Annotated in this window: 1 protein-coding gene (cut by both window edges); it reads left to right on the top strand. The window is 69.9% G+C overall.

All 20320 nt of this window come from inside a single coding sequence — locus ACFSXZ_RS30555, WXG100-like domain-containing protein, on the top strand. Of the gene's 76785 coding nucleotides, 26285 precede the window and 30180 follow it; the stretch shown corresponds to coding positions 26286-46605 (codon 8762, partial, through codon 15535, complete); the first codon wholly inside the window starts at position 2. The start codon and the stop codon both lie outside this window.

The following is a 20320-nucleotide window of genomic DNA, read 5'->3' as shown; positions in this document are numbered from 1 at the left end:
CAAGAGTCACGGCGACCACCCGCCCGAGGTGATCAGTGGTGGCTTCGAACCGCTTTCCGACGATGCTGCGGCGCAACTGGACCTTTCCGTCCGGCAGGCCATGGCGAACGTCGACCCGCGCAGCGTGGTCTTCCCGGAGGGGAACACCTTCGTGCGGCTGCACGGTGACCGGCTCGAGGACGAGGTCACCTTCGGTGCCGCGAACCTCGGCCTCCGGGACGCCGAGGCGGCCGATGCGCGCGATGTCGATGCCCTGATCTGGCGGGCGAACCAGGAAAGCGTTTACTCGCAGGCGCCGGGCGCGGACCGTGGCGGCGAATCCGGGTCGCGGGACGCCTTCAGCCCTCAGCAGCGGGCGCAACTCCACCTGCATGATTTCGAGACCGTGGTGCCCGCGCGGGGCAGCCGGGCGGAGAACGTCCGTGACGCCATCGTGCGCAGCCTGCCGGCCGGCGCTCCGCGCGAGTTCGCCCGCATTTCCGGGAAGCTGGAGGAGTTCGGCCGGGAACACCCTGACGTCGAGGATCTCGCGCGCCTCGGTGACGCAACGGGACTGCGGATCCATGTGCTCGGCCGGGACGGCACGTGGTCGGCGTTCGGGCCTGCCGCCGGACGGCCGGTGCACATCGTGGACGGCGGGAAAACGGGGTACCTGGGCACGCGCGAGAACGTCCATATAGGACGGTCGCGTGAGGACGGTCACGGACCGGACGGTCCGGGGACTCCTCCGCTGCGCCGGGGTGACTTCGACGTCGAGACCGTGGCCGGGCGGCACTACGTCCGGATCTACACCGCCGTGGTGCCGGGGAAAAAGCTCAACGATGTCCACCAGGACGAGGCGGGCAAGGTCACGATGGCCCCGGGAGCGAGGTCACAGGCCTGGGTGGGTGCCACGCGGCCGTCGCGGGCGATGGAGTTGCTCCCCGAGCGCCAGAGCGAAACGGCCCGGGCCGCGAGCGCGAAGCCGGTCCTGCGTTCGTTCCTCGTTCCGGTGGCCGACTACCTGCGCGTCGCCGCGGCCGCCGAAGGGGAGATCCGGCTGGCGGCAAGCCGTGGCAGTCTCACCGTTCACCCGCACGACCTCCGCAGCAACTACCTCACCGTGCTGGCGAAATCGGCCGCCGACGGGTCGCTGGTCACCTATGTGCCGGAGGGAAGCGAGGGATTCGCCCTGCCCGAGGTGGCCGGCCGCCAGGAGCACCTCGCCGATCTCGCCGATCTCTCCGCTTCCCGCACCGATGCCGAGAGCCTGCCCGAATTCGCCCGCCGCTTCGATCGCTACGTCCAGGAATGGCAGGGCAGCCGTTCCGGTGAGGCCGAAGCACCGGACGCCAAGCCAGGCTTCGTCCTGAACCGGTTCGGGCATCCGGCGCGGAATCTTTCCTTCGAAGAGGCGTCTGCCTCCTTGACCAGCGCGGTGAGCGGGATCGCGGCGACGGAGATCGAGCGGCTGGGCGTCCCCGCGGTGGATCGCGCCGCGCTGGTCAAGGACGTGGTCGAGGCGCTGCGCACGGCCGGCAACGACGCGCGTCTCCGGGCCGCCATGAGCAACCAGTTGAAGCAGCCCGGTCGCGGCGCGAAGCCCCCTCGCACCGCGACGGACTTCGCCGACCTGATCGATTCGATGGGCGACGGCGTGCTCGCCGACACGGTCCGGCCCCTGGCGGACCAGGTCGCCGCCTTGGCCACGGCTGATGCGCGGTTCGGGGTGTTCGACGTGGACGGCCCTGGCGGAGAAGCCGGTTCCGCTTTGCGCGAGGCGGTGCGCGACCACGTGCACGCGGCGTTGACCCAGCGGCTCACCTCGTTGGCTCGTGCGCTGCGGGAAACCGAAGACGGTGGTGAGCGGCGGCCGTCCGGCAAACAACCCTGGTTCGCCGGCGACCAGGTCAGGGCGCTGTGGCAGCAGGTCGCCGACGGGCTCGCGGAGGACAGGACGTTCGCCGAGGCGGTGACCGCGGCGGCGCCGCGGTTCGACACCGGCGCTTTCGTGTCGAGAGTCGTCGACACCGTCACGACGAACGCGGTGAACCGCGCGGTCAACGAGATCTCGCGCGACGACGACGTGCTGGCGGCAGGCGCGGATGTCGTGCGCCGCAAGCTGACCGACGAAGTACCGCTCAAGGTCGCGGCAATGCTGCGCGACGGGACGATGGGAAAGCCCGTTCCGTTCGTCGACGCCGGGCACTGGGCAACGCTTTCCGAAGAGATCGGCCGCCGGGTGGCCGACCGCGGCGCCGGCATCTGGAGCGCCGCGAAGCTCGACTACGGCCTCCCGGACGCGCAAGGGTTGTTCGCCTCGGTGCTGGAACGGCGCGCCGCGAGCCGGTCCGGCGACCTCGCCGTCTTCGACCCCGGCATGTCGGTCCACGCCGACGGCCCCCGCACCGGCGGGAACGGTCATGTGACCAAGTCCGCCTGGGCCGGCCACCTCTCCCGATACATCGCCACCGCCACGAAGCTCGACCCGAAGTTGTCGGAGGCACTGGCCGACATCGCGTTCCAAGGCATCGGCAGGGGACCGGCGCCGGAAAAGCGGGAGCTGTCCGAACTGGTGGCGAACCTTTCCGAGAGCGACCGCGCGACGACCGAGGCCGCGCACGGCAGCGACCCCGTCGCCGCCGAAATGTTGCACCGGATCGCGCTCGAAACCCGGAACACCCTCATCGACGGTCTGACCCGCGAGTCGTCCCTCCTGATCGCGCACGACCCCGAGCCGCCCGCGGTGATCGGTGGCAAGCCCGACCTGCATCAGGCCCTCAAGGACTACGGTTTCCGCTCGGTCGCCGAAACCGGTTTCGTCGGTAAACCGCTGGGTGAACGGAACGAGGGCAACAGGGACGCCTCGGGGATCGTGGCGACGGTGCCCGCCACCACCGGCGACGATCTGGCCGCCATCGCCAGGAAGTACGCGGAAGGATTCTCCCCGAATTCGCACGAGGGCCGGTTCGCCCTGGTCATCGGCATCAACGGAGTCCACGGCAAGGAAGCCGAAGTCGCCAGGAAGGTCCGTGAGTTCGAGAGGGAATGGGGAGAGCACGGGACGTTCCCGGCGGCCGTGGTGGGCTTCACCTGGAAGAACCCGGTCACCGACCTCATCTCGCAGAGGACGATTCCCTACGGCGCGATCCGGGAAACCATCGCGCGCCATCCGCTGACCGAACGGATGATTTCGGACATCCGGGGCAAGGGCCAGGGCAACGAGGTGTATCTGCACGTCGGCGACGCCGACGTGCATTCGATGGTCACGCCCAAGGGCCCGCTTTTCGACGCGGTCGACGGGAGGGTGAAGAACAACGGGGGCGCCGCGCCCGAAGTGATCACTGGTGGCTACCGGCTGCGCCCCGAAGACGGTGACCTGGCCAACGCGGCGGTCGAGCTGGACCTGACCGTGCGGCGGGCGATGTCGATCCACGACCCGCGCAGCGTGTATTTCCCGGAGGTCAACACCTTCGTCCGCGTCAAGGACGCCCAGCTGGAGCAGGACGTCACTTTCGGTACCGAGAACCCTTACACGGGCAAGTTCACCTATGGCTCAAGGGAAGGCCAGGGGCTGCTCGACTCGCTGTTGAAACAGCGCGACCCCGACTGGCGGCACAAGACGTTGTCGAAGGGGATCGCCGTCTTCGACGACGGCTTGGCGGTCCGGACCGACGGCAGCCGGATCGCCAAGCTGGTGGGCGAAGACGAGACCGGCCTGACGAAGCTGATCCAGAGTCACGCGTCCCGGAAGACGTGGACCGACCAGCTCACGCACTACGCCGCCACCAGCCTGAACATGAACGTCACCAAGAGCATCGCGAAGGTCGCGTTCCACGGCATCGACGGCGTGGGACGGGTGCCGGGCAAGCAGGAGTTCGGCGATCTGGTGGCGAACCTTCCCCCGCAGGACCGCGCGGTGATCGAGGCGGCGCAGGGCAGTGATCCCGTCGCCGTCGAAACGTTGAACCGGATCGCGGTGGACACCCGTAACGCCCTCATCGACGGCCTCAACCGGTTCTGGGGCTCGGTGAAACCGGCGGCCCAGGACCTGACGGAGGCGGAGGAGGGCTGGTCCACCAGGATCGCGCGCGACCTCGGGCGGGAACTCGGCGCCGACCCGAAGGCCTTGGCGTCGTTCAAGGATCTGCTGTCTTCTCCCCGGCGGCTGGTCGACCGCGACGGGTCCTACAACGCGCGCTACCTGGCGGCGCTGCACGAAATCGAGAACCGCGTCGACCGGCTCTCCTCGGTGATCGGGTTGCCGCCCGGGGAGGTGTACCGGTTCCTGGCCGAACGGCAGCCGTCGCCGGAGTGGGTGACCGGCGTGACCCGGGACATCGAGCGGCTCGCCGGCTACGCGGACATGCGCCCGATCCAGCTTTTCGGCCTGGCGGCCGAACTGGGGGAGAACCCGGAGGACATCGCGGCGTTCGTGGTGATGGGCAGCGCGGTGGTCTGGAACGCGCGGGGGAGGGTGGACACCACCAAGGTCCTGGAGCGCTTCCCGGCATGGCAGGAGCGGGTGCGCGGGCCGCTGGGACTGTCGAAGGACGTTCCGCTCAAGGTCGTCGGTGAGGTTCTGCGCGACCGCGGTGAGATGTTCGGGGAGCTGCACTGGTTGTCCGGCGACGTGCTGCGCGAAGTGGGCGCGGAGATCCGGCAGCGGCTGGGTGAGGCTCAGCCTCCGGTCGCCCACGAGCCGGCGAAGGTCGCGGCGGAACTGGGCGTGGACCCCGGTCGTTTCGAACGTCTGGTATCACAGGTCGGCGCCGACCCGCGCGGGCTGGCACCGTTCCCCAAACTGCTGCGCAGCCTGGATGAACCCGAAGCGTTCACGACGGAATGGCGCGCGCTCACCGACGCCGAGGACAAGGTCGACACGCTGGCCTCGCGCCTGGGCTGGACGCCTCAGCAGGTTTACGCCTTCTTCGCCCACCGGCGCCCCTCGCCGGACGAGGTCATTCAGGCGTCGAGGTTCGCGCAACGGTGGGTGCCGTGGGAACGGCCCGCCACGAACGACCTGCTCCGCGACGCGCAAAAGTGGGCAGGCGAAACCGGTGTGCGGCCTGACTACCTCGGCATGGCGCTTGCCGTGGACCGCACGAGGCCCGCGCGCCAACGCGAATTCGACGGCCTGTCCCATGCCTGGTGGATCGACGGCGAACAGGTCCGCGAGGCCGTCGCCGAGCGCGGCATCGACGAACTGCCGGAAATCCTGGTGGAGCAGGCCGACCTCACCGGCCTGACGAAGGTCGTCGAGGCGGTCGGGCGCAAGCACCTGCCGACCGTCGTGGGGCTGGCGCGGGTGACCGGGCGACGCGCCGATGCCGGGGAGCTTCCCGATATCGGCAAGGCGGCCGAGACCATCGGGGTCACGCCGTTCCGGATGCTGGCGATGGCGACGCGGCTGATGGGCGACCCGGAGGTCATCGCGGCGTTCGTGGCCTCGGCCGGCCCGACCGTGCGCCGGGCGGACGGAAGCGTGGACCCGGAGGAGGTCGTCGCCCGGTTCCCGGAGTGGGCGTCCGGCCAGCGGCAGCGCCTCGGACTCGACGAACACACGCCGCTCGCGCCGGTGCAGCGGGTGCTGGGGCCGATCGAGGACGTTACCCGGGAGCGGATCGACGACCTCCGGAGCGACCTGGCGGCCGAAGCGGATCGAATCAAGGCGGACGCGGCCTTCCGCGAGGAGTTCGCGCGCTACGGCTACGTGGACCTGGTTCGCCCGTCGGTGGCCGGGATCAACCGGATGCGGTACGCGATCGGCATGCCCGGTCACACCTTGAACTGCGCGCCCGCGCTGACGCAGATGGTCAAGAGCCGGGAGGCCGAGCGGGCGGGAGCTCCACAACGGTTCGAGGCACCGGCGACGGACGGGCCGCAGCCGACGGCGGCGCTGGAGCGCGAGCTCAGCGGCGGGACTTACCGGCTGGTCCCGGGTGGTTTCGACGAGGTGCGTGCTCGCCTTCGGGCCGAAGGGCCCGGCGCCGAGGGGTCGGTCATCACACTGTCCGAAAAGGACGGTGTGGGGCATGCGATGTTCGTGGAATACCACGACGGCGTCGAAATGGTCGGCTTCCCCGACCCCGCGGAGGGGACCTCGCCGGATCTCCGGGGTTCGGACGTCAAGGTGTGGTTCAAGCTCCACACGAAGGGCTCGGCCGGCGACTCTCCGTCCGCCGCGGAACCCGCGCACGAGGCGGAGGCGCAGCGGCGGCCGGATCTGGTCGGTGACAGAGGACGTGCGGGCCGGGACGCCGGGGCTCCGCCGTCGTACGACCGACGGGCCCGCGCCGAATACCTGGCCACTTCGGCGACCGCGCGACGGCTGGGTCTCTCCGAGCCGCGGTTCGCGGAACTGACCGCTCTGGATCCCGCCACGAAACCCGCTGCCCTGCTGCGTCTCGCGGATCGGCTGGGCGAGGCGGACGCGCACGGTCTGGCCGACTTGTCGCTGTCGCTGCATCAGGCGCCGCAGGTGGTGTTCCGTGGTGTCTCGCGGCTGACCGCCGACGCGGGGTTGAAGCGTTTGCGCCCGGCTTTCGAACTGGTGCGGCAGGTCGGCGCGGACCCGCGCCGGATGCGGGTGCTGGCGCCGCACCTGGCGGAGATCGTCGCCGAGGCCGGTGGCACGCGGCTGGCCGGCGCGGATCTGGCCACGGGACTGCGGGAACGGTTGGCGCACTTCGGTGTCCGGACCGACGACGACGTGCGCCACCTGGTCGACCTCGCGGACCGGGAGGAATGGGGACCCGACGCGCTGCGGGCCGTGGAGTCGTTCGAGGAAGACGCCGCCGCGTCAGGTCATCCGGTCGGGCTGGATCGCTTCGCGGGGCACCTGGGCGGGCCCGATGCGCACCGTCTGGCCGATTTCGCGCGGGCGCACGATCAATCGCCGATCCGGGTGTTCGACGACGCCTCGCGGTTGGCGCGTGAAGCCGGACTGCCGGACACGCGGACGGCTTTTGAGCTGGCACATCTGGTGGGTGAGGCACCGGGCCGGTTGCGGACGCTGGCTCCGCACCTGACCGAGGTGGCGCGTGCGGCCGGTGACGCGCCGACAGTCGAAGAGTTGGCGGAGGGCCTGCGGCAACGCCTGCGCCCGTACGGGGTCCGCACCGACGGCGACCTCCGTCTGTTGGTCCGCGCGGCCGACCGGTTCGGGTGGGGCGCGGACGAGTTGCCGGTGCTGGAACGGATCACCGGCCCCCGCGCGGTGTCGCCGGAGTTGTTGCACGGCCTCCCGTCCGCGTTCGCCCGGGAACGGTACGAATGGGTGCGGCTCGCGGAAAAGTTCGCGGACGACCCGAACCGACTGGCCGGGCTCGTGGGACTGCCCAACGGTGACGTGGTGCGCGAGGTGGCGTCTCTGCTGAGCGCGAAGGTGCGGCCTCTGCTGATGGAGTACCACCAGCGCAGGCGCCTGGCGCTCGAACCACGGCCGGCGGACCTGGTGGCGTTCCGGGACGATTTCGCCCGCGTCGTCCAGCGCGAGGGCGTCGTGCTCGGGCGGTCGGCCAAACGGGACGCGGAACGGATCGTCGAGGAGATCGAGAAGGATCTGCGGGCGCGGGGCGCCGAACTGGGCCGGTACGCCCAGCTCAGCACGCGGCTGGGTTTCCCGGTGACACACCTGGCGGCACTCGCGGGGTCGGGTCCGCACCTGCGCAAGCTGATCGCGGACTTCCTGGAGGACACGCCCGAGGTCCGCACCGGTGACCGGGCGGCGGCCTTCGCACGCCTGCTGAGCGAGTACCGCGACCTCACGGTGCTCGCCGGGCACGAGGGCGAAGACCATGAAGAGATTCACACCGCCCGGCAAGACGTGCTGGCCCAAATCGCCCAGTGGGGCGTGGACCGGCCGGGCCGGCTGATGCTGGCTGCCGACGGGGACGTGCTGGCCCGGGCCCTGCTCACGGCACCCGCACACGAGTTGCCGAAGTACGACGCGGCGCCGCCCGGCGAGCGTGGCGTGCCGCTCCCTCGCTGGGAGGACCATCCGTACGCCTCGCCCGAGATGGTGGAGGAGTGGTCGGCGCGGCTGGGTATCGGCCGGGACAAGTTCACGGAACTGGCTCAGCAGGCCTGGTTCGAGCCGGGCGAGATGGAAAAGCTTGTCCGGGCGGGTCTTCCCGTCGACGACGTGGTGCGGGTGAGCGAGAAGTTCGGCCGGGTGCCCACCGAGTTCCTGGAGATGGCCCACCGGGAGGACCCGGCCCGGATCGCCGAAGGGACGCGGTACTGGTTCGATTTCGCCGACGAACTGGAAATGGACCCGCGGCACCTCGAATGGCTGGCCGGCGCGGCGCGTCCGGACGACGGTGGGGACCGGCCGGACCCACGCGAACTCGCCCGGGTCCTTCGCGCGCACGCTCTGAAGCATTTCGCCCTTTACCAGAACGAAAGGGTGCGGCCGCGGTGGATCTTCTGGCTGTTCAGCCAGGCGGCGAAGGACCTGGGGCCGGCGGAGGTCGACCGGTGGCTCAGTGATTGGTGGGCCCGGCGGATACCGGGCCTGGAGCCCGGGGACGTGGTGCGGGACACCCTGCGCACCCCCACGATGCGGCCGGGCCGCGCCACGAGGCTGCTGGCCGAGATCGAAGTGGCGCCCACGCGCGAGAATTTCGCCGAGCTGCGGCAGATCAGCACCCGGATGGACCGGCTTCCCACGGAGATTCCCAAGGTGGCCGAAGAAGCGGGCGTGCCGGTCGGCCGTTTCTTCGGCGCGACCGCGACGCTGCATGCGGTGCCGCGGGGCCTGCTGCCGTTCAAGGCGCTGCTGGAAAGCCTGAAGGGCGACGACTGGACGGCTCCCGACTTCGGGCTCCTCCGGGAGGCCGGCAACCTCGTCAGGTCCCTCGCGTTCGATCTGCGGTGGAACACCACGAAGGTTTGGGAATTCTTCGCCGATCGTCAGCCCGCCCTCGGTGGACCGGACCACTACGATTCCTTGCTCACCGCGGCGAGGGACTGGGCCGGCGTCACCGACGAAGAGCGTCTGTGGTTCGACGTGGACGGCCTCGGCATGAATCTGCTGGAGCTACGGGAGCAGGTCCACGCCGAACCGTGGTACGACCAGAACGCACAGGCCAAACTGGACGGCCTGCTCCGGACGATGGGTGACCGGCACGAGGAACCGCTCCTCGCGCTGAGCCTGCATCTCGGCGGGGTTCCGGACGAGCTGACCCGGGTGGCCACCGCGCAAGGCATGCCGGAGATGCGCCCGGAGCAGATGCTGGCCGCGTCGGCGCGGCTGGGCTACCGGAGCCCGCGGGACATCCAGGCGTTCCTGCTGTCCGAGTACCTCGTGCTCAAGGGCAGGCCCGGTGACGGATCCGACCCGCTCGTGGACGCGGTGGTCGCGCACTACCCCGGGTGGGAGGAAAGGCAACGCCGGCGGCTGGGGATGCTCCCCGGCGAGTCGATCGCGGACCTGTTCGAGGTGCTGCGGCGACGGGCTCTCACCTTCGCCCACCTCGACCAGCGCTCGCCCGAGGACGCGGCGCGGTTGGTGGAGTGGATCCGCCTCGCTCGCGACCACGGGCTGACGCTGGAGGAAGTCAGCGAGGACAAGCTGAACAGGCCATGGCTGCACGACTACCAGCGGCTGTGGGACATGCTTCCCGGCTTCGGTCGGACCAAGACGCTGGCGAACTTCCAGAAGCTGCGTAAGTACAGCATCCGGATTCACCGCCTCCCCGATCACCTTCCGGGCGTGGCGAAGCAACTCGGGGTGCCGGTCAAGGAGTTCTACGGACTCGCGGTACGCCACGGAGCCGATCCCGACGGCCTGAAACCGTTCACCGCCCTCCTCGACAGCATCAGGCACGGCTTCTTGCCGGACATGCTCGAATCGGACCGTGTCACCGGGATGACCGGTGCCATCGCACGGAAGCTGGGCTGGGAAAACCACGAGGTGTTCCGGTTCTTCGCCGACCGGCAACCCGCCGAACACGAGATCGTCGAGGCGCGTGACTTCACCACGGACTGGGTGCCGTGGGAGCAGCCGGGGAACGAACTGCTCGAGGAAGCCCGGCAGTGGGCGGAAACCCACGACGTGCGGCCGGACTACCTCGACCTGGCGGTGAACACCGACGCCCACGAATTCGAGGATCTGAGGCAGCCCCCGATGGGCGAGCTGATCGACCGGCAACAGCTGCGCGATGCGGTCGGCTCGCTGGGGATCGAGCGCCTGCCGGACATCCTGCGGCTGATCCGGAACACCGGTGTGGTGCCCGGAAACATCGAAAAGCTGGTCGAAGGCATCGGCATGTCGGCCGCCGACCTCTTCGGCGTGTCCCTCCGGCGGAACGCCGAGCCGGCCGATGTCGCCGCGTTCGTGCACTCGGAACTCGCCTCGCTGACCGACGAGGACGGCCGGGTTGTCACCCCCGAGGTCGAGGCGCGGTATGCGAAGTGGGCGGCGCATTGGCGGAGCGTGCTCGGTCTCTCCGCGAACGAATCGCTCGGCGAGGTGTTCGCTTTCCTGCGGGAGAAGGGCACGTCGTTCGGCGGCCTGGCGGCGTTCAAGGACCCGGCCGACGCGCGCCGGGCGATCGACGAGATCCGGAAGCAGCTCGACGACTCGGTGCGGCGGCGCTGGACGGGGCGGCTGGGCCTGTCGGAGCGGATGATCGAGTCCGACCGGCGAAGCGCACCGTGGGTGAGCTACAGCGCCATCCTCGGCGAGCTCGAGGCCATGAACATGGCGCAGGACGCCGCGCACTTCGGGGAACTGCGCACGGTGAGCCGCGTCATCGGCCGGGTTCCCGACGACATCCCCGAGGCATCGGCACCGGAGCTCCGGTCCATTCCGGTCGGCTACCGGCTCGTCACCGAGCTGAACGCGGATCCGAAAGCGTTCGTCGCCTTCCGGGACCTGTTCGAAACGTCTCACGAACTGCTGACCACCTCCGGCGAGCCCGCCGCCGGGTATCGCCGGCTCAAGCGAGCGATCACGAGCCGGGTCGGTGCCATCGGACGCTGGCTGGGCTGGGAACCGCATGAGGTCTACCGGTTCCTCGCCGCGGTCCAGCCGACGCCGGAGCGCATGGGGCAGTTGCTCGCGGACGGCCCTCGTCTGGCCAAGGACAGCGGGGTGACCGCGCAGGCGCTGTTCTCCGGGGCCGTCCGGGTGACGGCCGATCCGGCGGATCTCGCGGCGTTCCTGGGGTCGGAGGGCGGCGCGGTGCGGACCGTGGACGGAGGACTCGACCACCGCAAGCTGGGGGAGCACTATCCGAAGTGGGCCGAGCGGCAGACGAACCTGGTGGGCGCCGGAGGCGGCCGCTGGTCGCCGGACGACGCCGCGGTGGAGGCGCTGCTGCCGGAACTCGGTCTGGCACCCGAGGACTTCCGGCCGATGCGCGTCACCAGCCTCGGGCTCGGGGAGGTCCCCGAGCGGCTGGTGGACGTGGCCGGCGAACTCGGGGTGGATCCCGGCACGCTCTACGACATGGTTCGCACCATGGGTGCCGCCCCGGAGCACCTGCGGCCGTTCGAAGACCTGTTTGAAAGCCTCTGGAACCCGGACCGCGACTACTGGGAAACCGTTCAGGAGATCAAAAGTCAGGTCGGTGACCTGGCCGCCTGGCTGGGGTGGAGCGACAGGGACGTTTACCGGTTCCTCTCCGAGACCAGGCAATCCCCGGAGGCCATCGGGGATGGCGTTGCCTTCGTCCGCGCGGAGCCGCGCTGGACCGTGGCCTCGAACGCGCTTATCCGGCGCGCCGAGGAGTGGGGGAAGCGCAACGGCGTGCGGTCGGATTACCTGTCCATCGCCGCCGCGTTCGGTTCAGGTGCCGAGTTCAGGGACCTGCGCGGGGCATGGTGGATCGACGCGGAGCGGTTGCGGCGGGCGGTCGTCTCGCTCGGGTTCGACTGGCTGCCCGACATCCTGCGGATGGCCCGGCGGACCGGCGAAATCGGCGACATCGACGCGGCCGCCACGAAGGCCGGGATGTCGCGGGAGGACTTGTTCTACTACGCGCTCGGAGTGAACGCCGACCCGGAAGACGTCGCGGCGTTCATCCGGGCGGCCGGCCCGCTCGTGCACGACGGGGACGGAAACGTCGTGCCCGGCAAGCTGACGGAGAACTATCCGAAGTGGGCCGCGGACACCCGGCGCCGTCTGGGGCTGTCGGCGAACGAGTCCCTCGCCGAACTGGACCGGTTCCTCGAACAGCGGGGGGCCTCGTTCGCCGACCTGGTCGAGGGACGGATGTCGCGGGAGGACGCGCGACAGTTCATCGAGCCGGCCCGGACGCAACTGGCCGAGTCGGTGCGCCGGCGGTGGGCCGCGAGGCTCGGCTTCGACGACGAGATGATCCAGCACGATCTGACCACCGCGCACTGGATCGACTACGGCCGGATAGCCCAGACGCTGCACGAACTCCGCCTGGTGGAGAACCAGCTCAATTTCCACGGGATGCGCCTGATCAGCGACGCGTCCCGCGAGGTGCCGGAAGACCTCACGGAGGCGGCGACGAACGCGGGGCTGTCCTTCATGGGCGGCTTCATCGCGGCCTCCCTGCTCAAGGCGCCGCCGCACGCGTTGAAGGCCTTCACCGACCTCATCGACGAGGCCAAGAAACCGGGCCTTTTCGCGGACGGGTTCCTCGACCCGGCAACGATGAACCGCACGCCGCTCTTCGACGAACTGCTGGACAAGATCGAGGATCGAGCCGACCGGGTGGCGGCCCGACTGGGCTGGAGCCGCGACGAGGTGCTCCGGTTCGCGGGTGAGAAACGGCTTGACGCGCCAAGCTTCCGGGTTCTGAGCGCCCTCGACGACTCGGTACCGGAGTGGGCGAAGGCGAACGACCTGCCCCCGGACTACCTCGCCAGGCTCGGGCCGTCGTTCGAGCACCTACGCACGGAGAACTGGTTCAGGACCGAGGATCTCCGGCGCGCGGTCGAAACGCTCGGCGAGAAGAACCTGGCCACGATCGCGGAGCTGACCCAGGTGATCGCACGGGTGCCGGGGGACGTCGGCGATCTGGCCAAGAAGATCGGCATGACGCCGTACCGGTTGTTCGCGCTGTCGGTGAAGAAGGTGGCCGATCCGGCGGACCTCGTGGCGTTCGTCGTGTCCACTCCGGATATCGCCCGCGACGCCTCAGGGAACGTCCGTCCGTCCGATGTGGACGAGCGGTACCCGGAGTGGGCGGCACGGCAGAAGAAGCGCCTGGAACTGCCGGAGCACGTTTCGTTCGGCAAGGTGCTGGAGCACCTGCAAAAGACCGGCCGCACGTTCGAGCACCTGGACGCGATCGTCGACGACCACGACGCGGCGCGGGAAATCGACCCCTTCCGTCCGGCCCTGGAGCGCGACGAGGGACGGCTCGCCGCGGGAGCGACCTGGGCACCCGGTTTCCGCAGGTACGCCTACACCCGGTTGCGGTGGCCCGAGCTCCTTCAGGGGAACGGGAGCAAGTACTCCGGTGACGGCACGGGCCTTCGCTGCGGTCCGGCCGCGATCCGTACCGACAAGGTGATCAAGGCACGGCTGGCGGGCGCGGCCGGCGACTTCGAGGTCGAGGCGAGCGGTGGCCCGATGACAACGGCGCGACTGGAGCGGGAGTTCGGCTCGGACTACCTCCCGGTGCCGGGGGGCATCGACGCCGTGCGGCGGTTCATGGCGGCCCAGCCGGAGGGCACCCGGGGCACCGTGATCATCATGTCCACTGTGGACGAAAAAGAGCCCGAGGACGCCGCTCTCCGGGTGGGCCACACCATCAATGTGGTGCACGACCCGGAGACCGGCACGGTCGACTTCTTCGACAGCACCGACAGCACCGACGACGGGACTTCGCCGGACCCGCGTGGCTCCAACGCCAAGGTGTGGTTCACCGTGCACCCGTCCCGGCCGGAGCACACAATGGCCACGCCGCCCCGGCATCCGGCCGAGCGGCCCCGGTTCGGCGATGTCCGTGACCCGCGCCCGGATCGGGTGGCGGGCTTCCCCGGCCGGGATAGCCTGCGCCGCCTGCGAAACGCCGCCCGGCGCATGTCCGGGAGGGTCATCCGCCGGGAGACGGCACCCGAAGTGCCCACACCCCGGGAGGCGATGTTCGCGGAGGCCGCCTCCCGTGACGCGGCCGAGCGACCACCGGGTTACGACCAGGTGGCGAGTGCCGAGTCCCCGGTGAAGTTCGCCGAGTTGCGGGCGCTGGGTCTCGAGGTTCGTCCGGACCTGGTCCGTCACCTCGCGACGGAGGAGCTGGGTGACCGGGACGCGCACGGCCTGGTGGACCTGTCGCTGTTGCTGCGTCAGACACCGTGGGAGCTGTTCAACGGTCTGTCACGGTTGGCGGAGCGCGCGGGGTTGCCGAGCGTGCGGCCGGCGTATCAGATGGTGCGGGCGCTGCGTGAGGAGCCGGACCGGTTGCGGTTCCTGGCTTTGCGTCTGGGAGACGCGGTGCGCGCCGCGGGCGAGGATGCCGGGCGGTGGAGCGACGCGGAACTGGTCGCCGCCGTGCGGGAGCAGGCGGAACCCTTCGGCGTGCACCGGTTGGCCGGATTGGCCGACATGGGATGGGAGCCGGAGGACGTCCGGCTGGTGGAGCCGCACCTGAGAGACGTTCTGGACACCGCGGGAGAGAACGCCGCGCGGCTGACCGCCGAGGATCTGCACGTCGGCGTCGTGGAGCGGCTGAAGCCCTACGGCGTCCGGAACGACGACGAGCTGAGCCGGTTGCTCGACGCCGCGAACCGGAACGGATGGGGGCCCGCAGACCTGCGGGTCGTGGAGTCGCTGGAAAGCCTGGACTCGCCGTTGGCCGGCGTTTCGGGCGCGACTTTCGCACGGTTGAAGGCCCTGGATCCCGGGGTGGATCCGGAACAACTCGGTGACCTCGCGCGGCAGGTCGGCGACCCGGACGCGCGGGATCTGGTGCGGCTTTCGCTGGCCACCGACCGGCCACCGGCGGCTTTGGTCGCCGATCTTCAGGAGGTCACGCGCACGCTGGGGCTGCCGAGTGTGCGGCCGGTCTACGAGCTGGCGGACAAACTCGGGGTGAACCTGCGCAAGCTCGTGCCCCACCTGCGAAGCGTGGTGTCCCAATCCGGTGACGTGGCGCGGTTGACCGGCGAGGATCTGCATGCCGGGTTGCTGCGCCTCAACTCGCCCGAGTTCGATGACGATCTCCGGTCCGCATATCACGACGTGGGCTCACCAGTGGCCCGCGTTTCGGGCTCCAAGTACGCGAAACTGGCCGCGCTGGGCGACGAACTCGATCCGGCTTTCGTGCAGCATCTGGCGACCCGGCTGGGAGAACGGGACGCGGCGCGCTTGGTGGACCTGGCGCTGCTGACCGGCCGGTCGCCGCTGCGGTTGTTCCAGTCCATGTCCTGGCTGGCGTACCTGGCCGGGTTGCCCCACGCCCGCGCGGTGCACGAGATGGCGCAGGCCTTGGCCGAGGATCCGCAGCTGTTGTCGGTACTGGAGCCGCACCTGAAGGCGGTGGTCGAAAGACTCGGTGGAGCCGCCGGGAGGCTGACCGGTGCGGGCCTGCTGACGGGCCTGCGGCGAGAGATGCGTTCGTACGGTGTGCGCACGAACAACGACCTCGGCTGGCTCGCCAGGTCGATGAGCAAGCTGGGCTGGGGCGCGGACCGGCTGCCCCTGGTGGAAAAGATCTCCGGCCAGGGCGCGGTTTCGCCGGAACTGCTGCACGCTCTGCTGCACCACGTCCCCGGTGACCATTTCGTCCGCCAGTGGCGTGAGTTCGCGCTGGCGCACGATCTCGCCGAGGACCGGCGCGTCCTGGCCGCGCACCTCGGCATGCCGAAGGGCAAGCCGAAGGCCCTGGACATCGATGGGACGAAACACGCCGCCGACGTGATGGACGAGGTGGCGGCCCGGCTGAACAACAAGGTACTGGTGCTGGAGGGTTTCCAGGTCCCGGCGGTGAAGCCGCACGAGCCGGCGCCGGTGACGAGGATCGTCGCCCGGGTGCGGCGGGCGGATCTGATCGTCCTGAAGGACGAATTGAAGCTCGCGCTGGCGAAGCTGGCCGCCGACGAGAACGTCGAGTTGGGCAAGTCGGCGGTGGCGGACGCGCACCTGATCGTGACGAAGCTGGAAGAGGCCTTCGCGGCCGAGCACATCGACCTCGCGCGGTATACGCGGACGAGCACGCGGCTCGGTGTGCCGGGGCGGGATCTGGCCGTCGTGGTGGAGACTTCGCCCCGGTTCCGCAGGCTGGTCGCGGACTTCCTGGAGGACACCCCCGATTTCCGGGTCACCGACCGCGCGGCCGCCTACACGAAGGAACTGCGTGCCTACCGGTCCGCCAAGGCGACCGACCGGAGTGTGACCGAGATCAGGAACCGCCTTCGCGTGCTGGACCGGCCGGGCATGACGATGCTGGCCGGCGCCGGTGCCGAACGCACGCTGATCGAAGCGTTGTTCGGCACCCCGCCGCCGGGCATCGACGTGCCGAACGAACAGATCCATGACGAGCGCCAGGTCCCGCCGCGGAGGACACTGTTCGAACCACCGGACGCCGCGGTTCCGTCCCGCTACGAGCTGCCGGGCTCGTCGTCGGAGGTCCATGACCCGGGCCAGGGTGCGGTCCCGCCCCGCGAGGATTCGTCGTCGAGTGTCTACGAGCCGGACGAGGGCGAGGTTCCGCGCCCCAAGGCGGCGTCGGACACGTCGAGCGTCTACGGGTCGGAGGAAGGCCTCGTCGCGGAGCCGCCCGCCGAACCGGTTCTGCCGCGTTACGAGTACTCCGCGAAGGCGGTGGCCGACTGGTCCAAGCGGCTGGGTATCGACGAGGAGAGGTTCAGGCGGCTCGCGGGGGAGTCGTGGTTCGACCCGGCCACGGTGGAAAAGCTGGCCGAGGACACGGAGGTGCCGGTCGAAGACTGGCTGCGGGTCGGCGAGAAGCAGCAGTGGCTCCCGGCCGATGTCGCGCAGCGGGCGCATCAGCTGGGGGTGAGTGCGGCCTATCTGCTCGGCCTGGTCGAGGAGAGCGGACTGCGACCGCACGAACTGCTCTGGTTGTCCGACATCGTGCGCTCGGACCGGTACGGGGCGAGCAAACTCTCGCCGCGCGAACTCGTCGCCGAACTGCGGGAGCACGCACGGGAGTCCTTCCAGGTCGACCTTGAGGGCCCGGTCCGGCCGCGGTGGGTGCACTGGCTGTTCGGCCACGACCAGGGTCCGCGTGACGCGGATTGGTGGATGCTCAACTGGTGGGCCAAGCAGGACCTGGGCCTGAAGAAGGCGGATCTGCGGTGGTTGTTCGCCGAACATCCCGAGCTGGACTTCGGCCGTGCGGTGGACATGCTGCCAGGGCTGGGTATCGACGCGAAGGACACCGAGGGACGGGCGCGGGCGCTCGAGCAGATCTTCGGCCTCGGCGGGGTGCTGAAGCGGCTCCCCGACGAGATTTCCCGGGTGGCGGGGGAATTCGGTGTACCCGCCCGCCGCCTCCTCGAAGCGGCGTACCGGTTGGAGGCCGCGCCGGAGCGCCTGGGGTCCTTCCCGGAACTGCTCGACAGCCTCAGGGACCAGCCACATCTGGTGGAGTCGCGGGGCTTCGACCCCGCCCACATGGAAAAGGTGATCACCGACCACGACGGGATGCTGGAGAACCTCGAAGACACGCTGGGCTGGTCCCGGGAACGAGTGCTCCGGTCCTTCGACGGATTGCCGAGACACCTGAGGGACACCCTGGGGTGGCCCCGCGAAAAGGCGCTCCGGTTCTTCGCCGAACTACGACCACAGCGGGACGGAACGGCCGATGAGGCCGCCTCCGACGCCGGAGGTGAAGACGCCGCGTCGGCCGGCGCGGCGCGGCCGATCGACGAGGAAGGGCTGGTTGCCAGGGCGAGGATCTGGGACGGCGCGCGACCCGAGCCCGAGCCCGCGGCCGATGCCACCGCGCGTCAGGAGCCACGTGAGCCGGAGCCGTCACCCGAGGTGCGGGAATACCGCGAGCGGATCCGCACCAAGGATTGGTTCTCCCAAGCGCGGCTGGACCGCCTCATCGACGAGGTGGGCCGGGACCGCGAGGACCAGGTTCTCGCGCTGGCCCTGGAAATCGACCGGATTCCCGCGCAGGGCGAATTCGACCACACGGTGATTTCGACCGTGATGCGCGAAATGACCGCGGAGCAGATGCGGGACGCGGCTCTGCGGTTGCGGAAGGACCCGTGGCACATCCGGGCCTTCGTCATGTCGGAGATCCGGAACTTCACGATCGTGCACCAGCAGGGAGCCGAAGAAAAGCGGGGCATGCTGGGCGGGGCCGACGGCCCTGCGTTCACCGATGCGGTGGTGGCGCGGTATCCGGAGTGGGAGACCAGGCAACGCGAGCGGCTGAACCTGCCTCCCGACGTGTCGATCCGGGAAGTGTTCAGCCTGCTGCAGGAGCGAAGCCGGACGTTCGAGCACCTGGACGCGCTCTCGCCGGAACAGGCGGCGCGGGAGGTGGCGCAGGCCAGGATGGCCCGCCGCTTCGGGGTCAGGTTCGAGGACATCGTCGAGGACCAGGCCACGAGGCCCTGGCTGGACCACCAGAAGACCTTCGACCGCCTGAGCGACATCGGTCTCGAGAGCGGCAGCAACGACCGGCTCCACGAGGTGCTGCCGCTCCTGCGTGAGATCGGCGTGCCGCTGGACGAGGTCATCCGCTGGGCGGATGAACGTGGCCTGGACCGCGCCGGCGTCTACACCTTGCTGGACCGGGTGCGGGGGACCGGGCTGGACTCGCTGGCGCTGCCGATGTTCGACAAGCTGCGGGAAAGCGTCAGGACCGGAGGCCCCGGACTCGACGAGGACGAACTCACGCGCGTGCGGGGCATGGGCTTGGCACTGGCCTACCGGTTGGGCTGGAGCAACCGAGAGGTCTATACCTATCTGGCCGAACGGCGGCCCTCGGCCGAGGAGGTCTCGCGCGCGGCGGTGTTCGCCGAGAACTGGGCGCCCTGGGAACGGCCGGGTGAGGGGGCTCTGCTTCAGGACGCGCCGGACTGGGCGCGCGCGCACGACGTGCGGCCGGACTACCTGACCATGGCGGTCGACGTGGACCGGAACCGGTTCGAGGACCTCCAGACCCAGCGCTGGATCCGGGAACCCCTGCGGAAAGCGGTCGAGGCGCTGGGGATCGAGGCGGTGCCGGCCATCCTGGACCTGACCCGGCTGACCCGGCGGGTGCCCGGTGACATCGCCACGTTGGCCGGGGAGATCAAGCAGGCCGGTGACCGCGCGATGACACCGGCCGAGTTGTTCGGCCTGGCTTCGCGGTCGAAGAAGGATCCGGCCGACCTGGTGGCGTTCCTGCTCTCGGTGGGCGACGCCGTGCGGGACGACGCGGGGAACATCGATCCCGCCAAGGTCGAGGCGCGGTACGGGGCATGGGACGGGGGCGTCCGAAACCATCTGGGACTTTCCGCGAACGCGCCGCTCGCGGAGGTGTTCGAGCACCTGCGAAACAAGGCGGAGCCGAAGTCGTTCGCGGACGCGATGGCGATGCCGGAGGACGAAGCGCGCCGGCTGATCACGGGCCTCCGGAACCAGTTGGCCACCACGGTGCGGGAACGCTGGGGCCCGGTGCTGAGCCAGTCCGAGCGGGAGTACCTCGATGACCAGACCGATTTCCCGTGGGTCGACTACGGCCGCCTGGTGGGCACCTTGGTCGATCTCGGCGTCCGCCCGGCGCCCGACCAGGTACGGGCGCTGGCCGCCGCGACACGGGACGCCGGACGGGTTCTCGATATCCACGCAACCGCGGCGAAGCTGGGGATGACGCCCCTGCTCACCTACTACTTCGCGGCCGCGCTGAAGGCCGACCCGGAGTTGCTGGCCACCTTCAAAGGCCTGATCGGGCCTCAGCCGCGCTGGCTCTTCGACGAGTCGGGCAAGACCACGCTGCTCGGCGTCCAGGTCGTGTCCCGCATCAACTCCCGGATCGACCGGCTGACCGAACGGCTGGGCTGGAAACCCCAAGAACGGGTCACCCGGTTCCTCGCCGCCGTGAAGCCCCGGTCGATGCGCATCTTCGACGACACGACGCGCGTGGTCGAAGACTCGGGGATGAACATCCAAGATCTGTTCGCGACGGCATCGGAGCTCAACGCGGACCCGGCGGACATCGCGGCCTTCGTGCCGTTCGCGGGCGACTCGGTGCGCGGCCCGGACGGCAGGACGGACATCGACGACATCCGTCAGCGCTTCCCGGAGTGGGCGGTCCAGCAGCGGGCCCGGCTGGGACTGTCGGCGGAGGAGTCGATCGCGGACGCGCTCCTGGGACAGCCGGCCACCGTCGCGAAGCCGTTCCGTCCCGACGAAGGCAAGCTGCGTGCCCTGCTGACCGAACTGGGCTTG

The sequence above is a fragment of the Amycolatopsis pigmentata genome (assembly GCF_042684065.1).
GTDB classification, from domain to species: Bacteria; Actinomycetota; Actinomycetes; order Mycobacteriales; family Pseudonocardiaceae; genus Amycolatopsis_E; species Amycolatopsis_E pigmentata.
The sequence above is the reverse complement of the archived record's forward strand: the minus strand, read 5'-3'. Positions and strand labels throughout refer to the sequence as shown.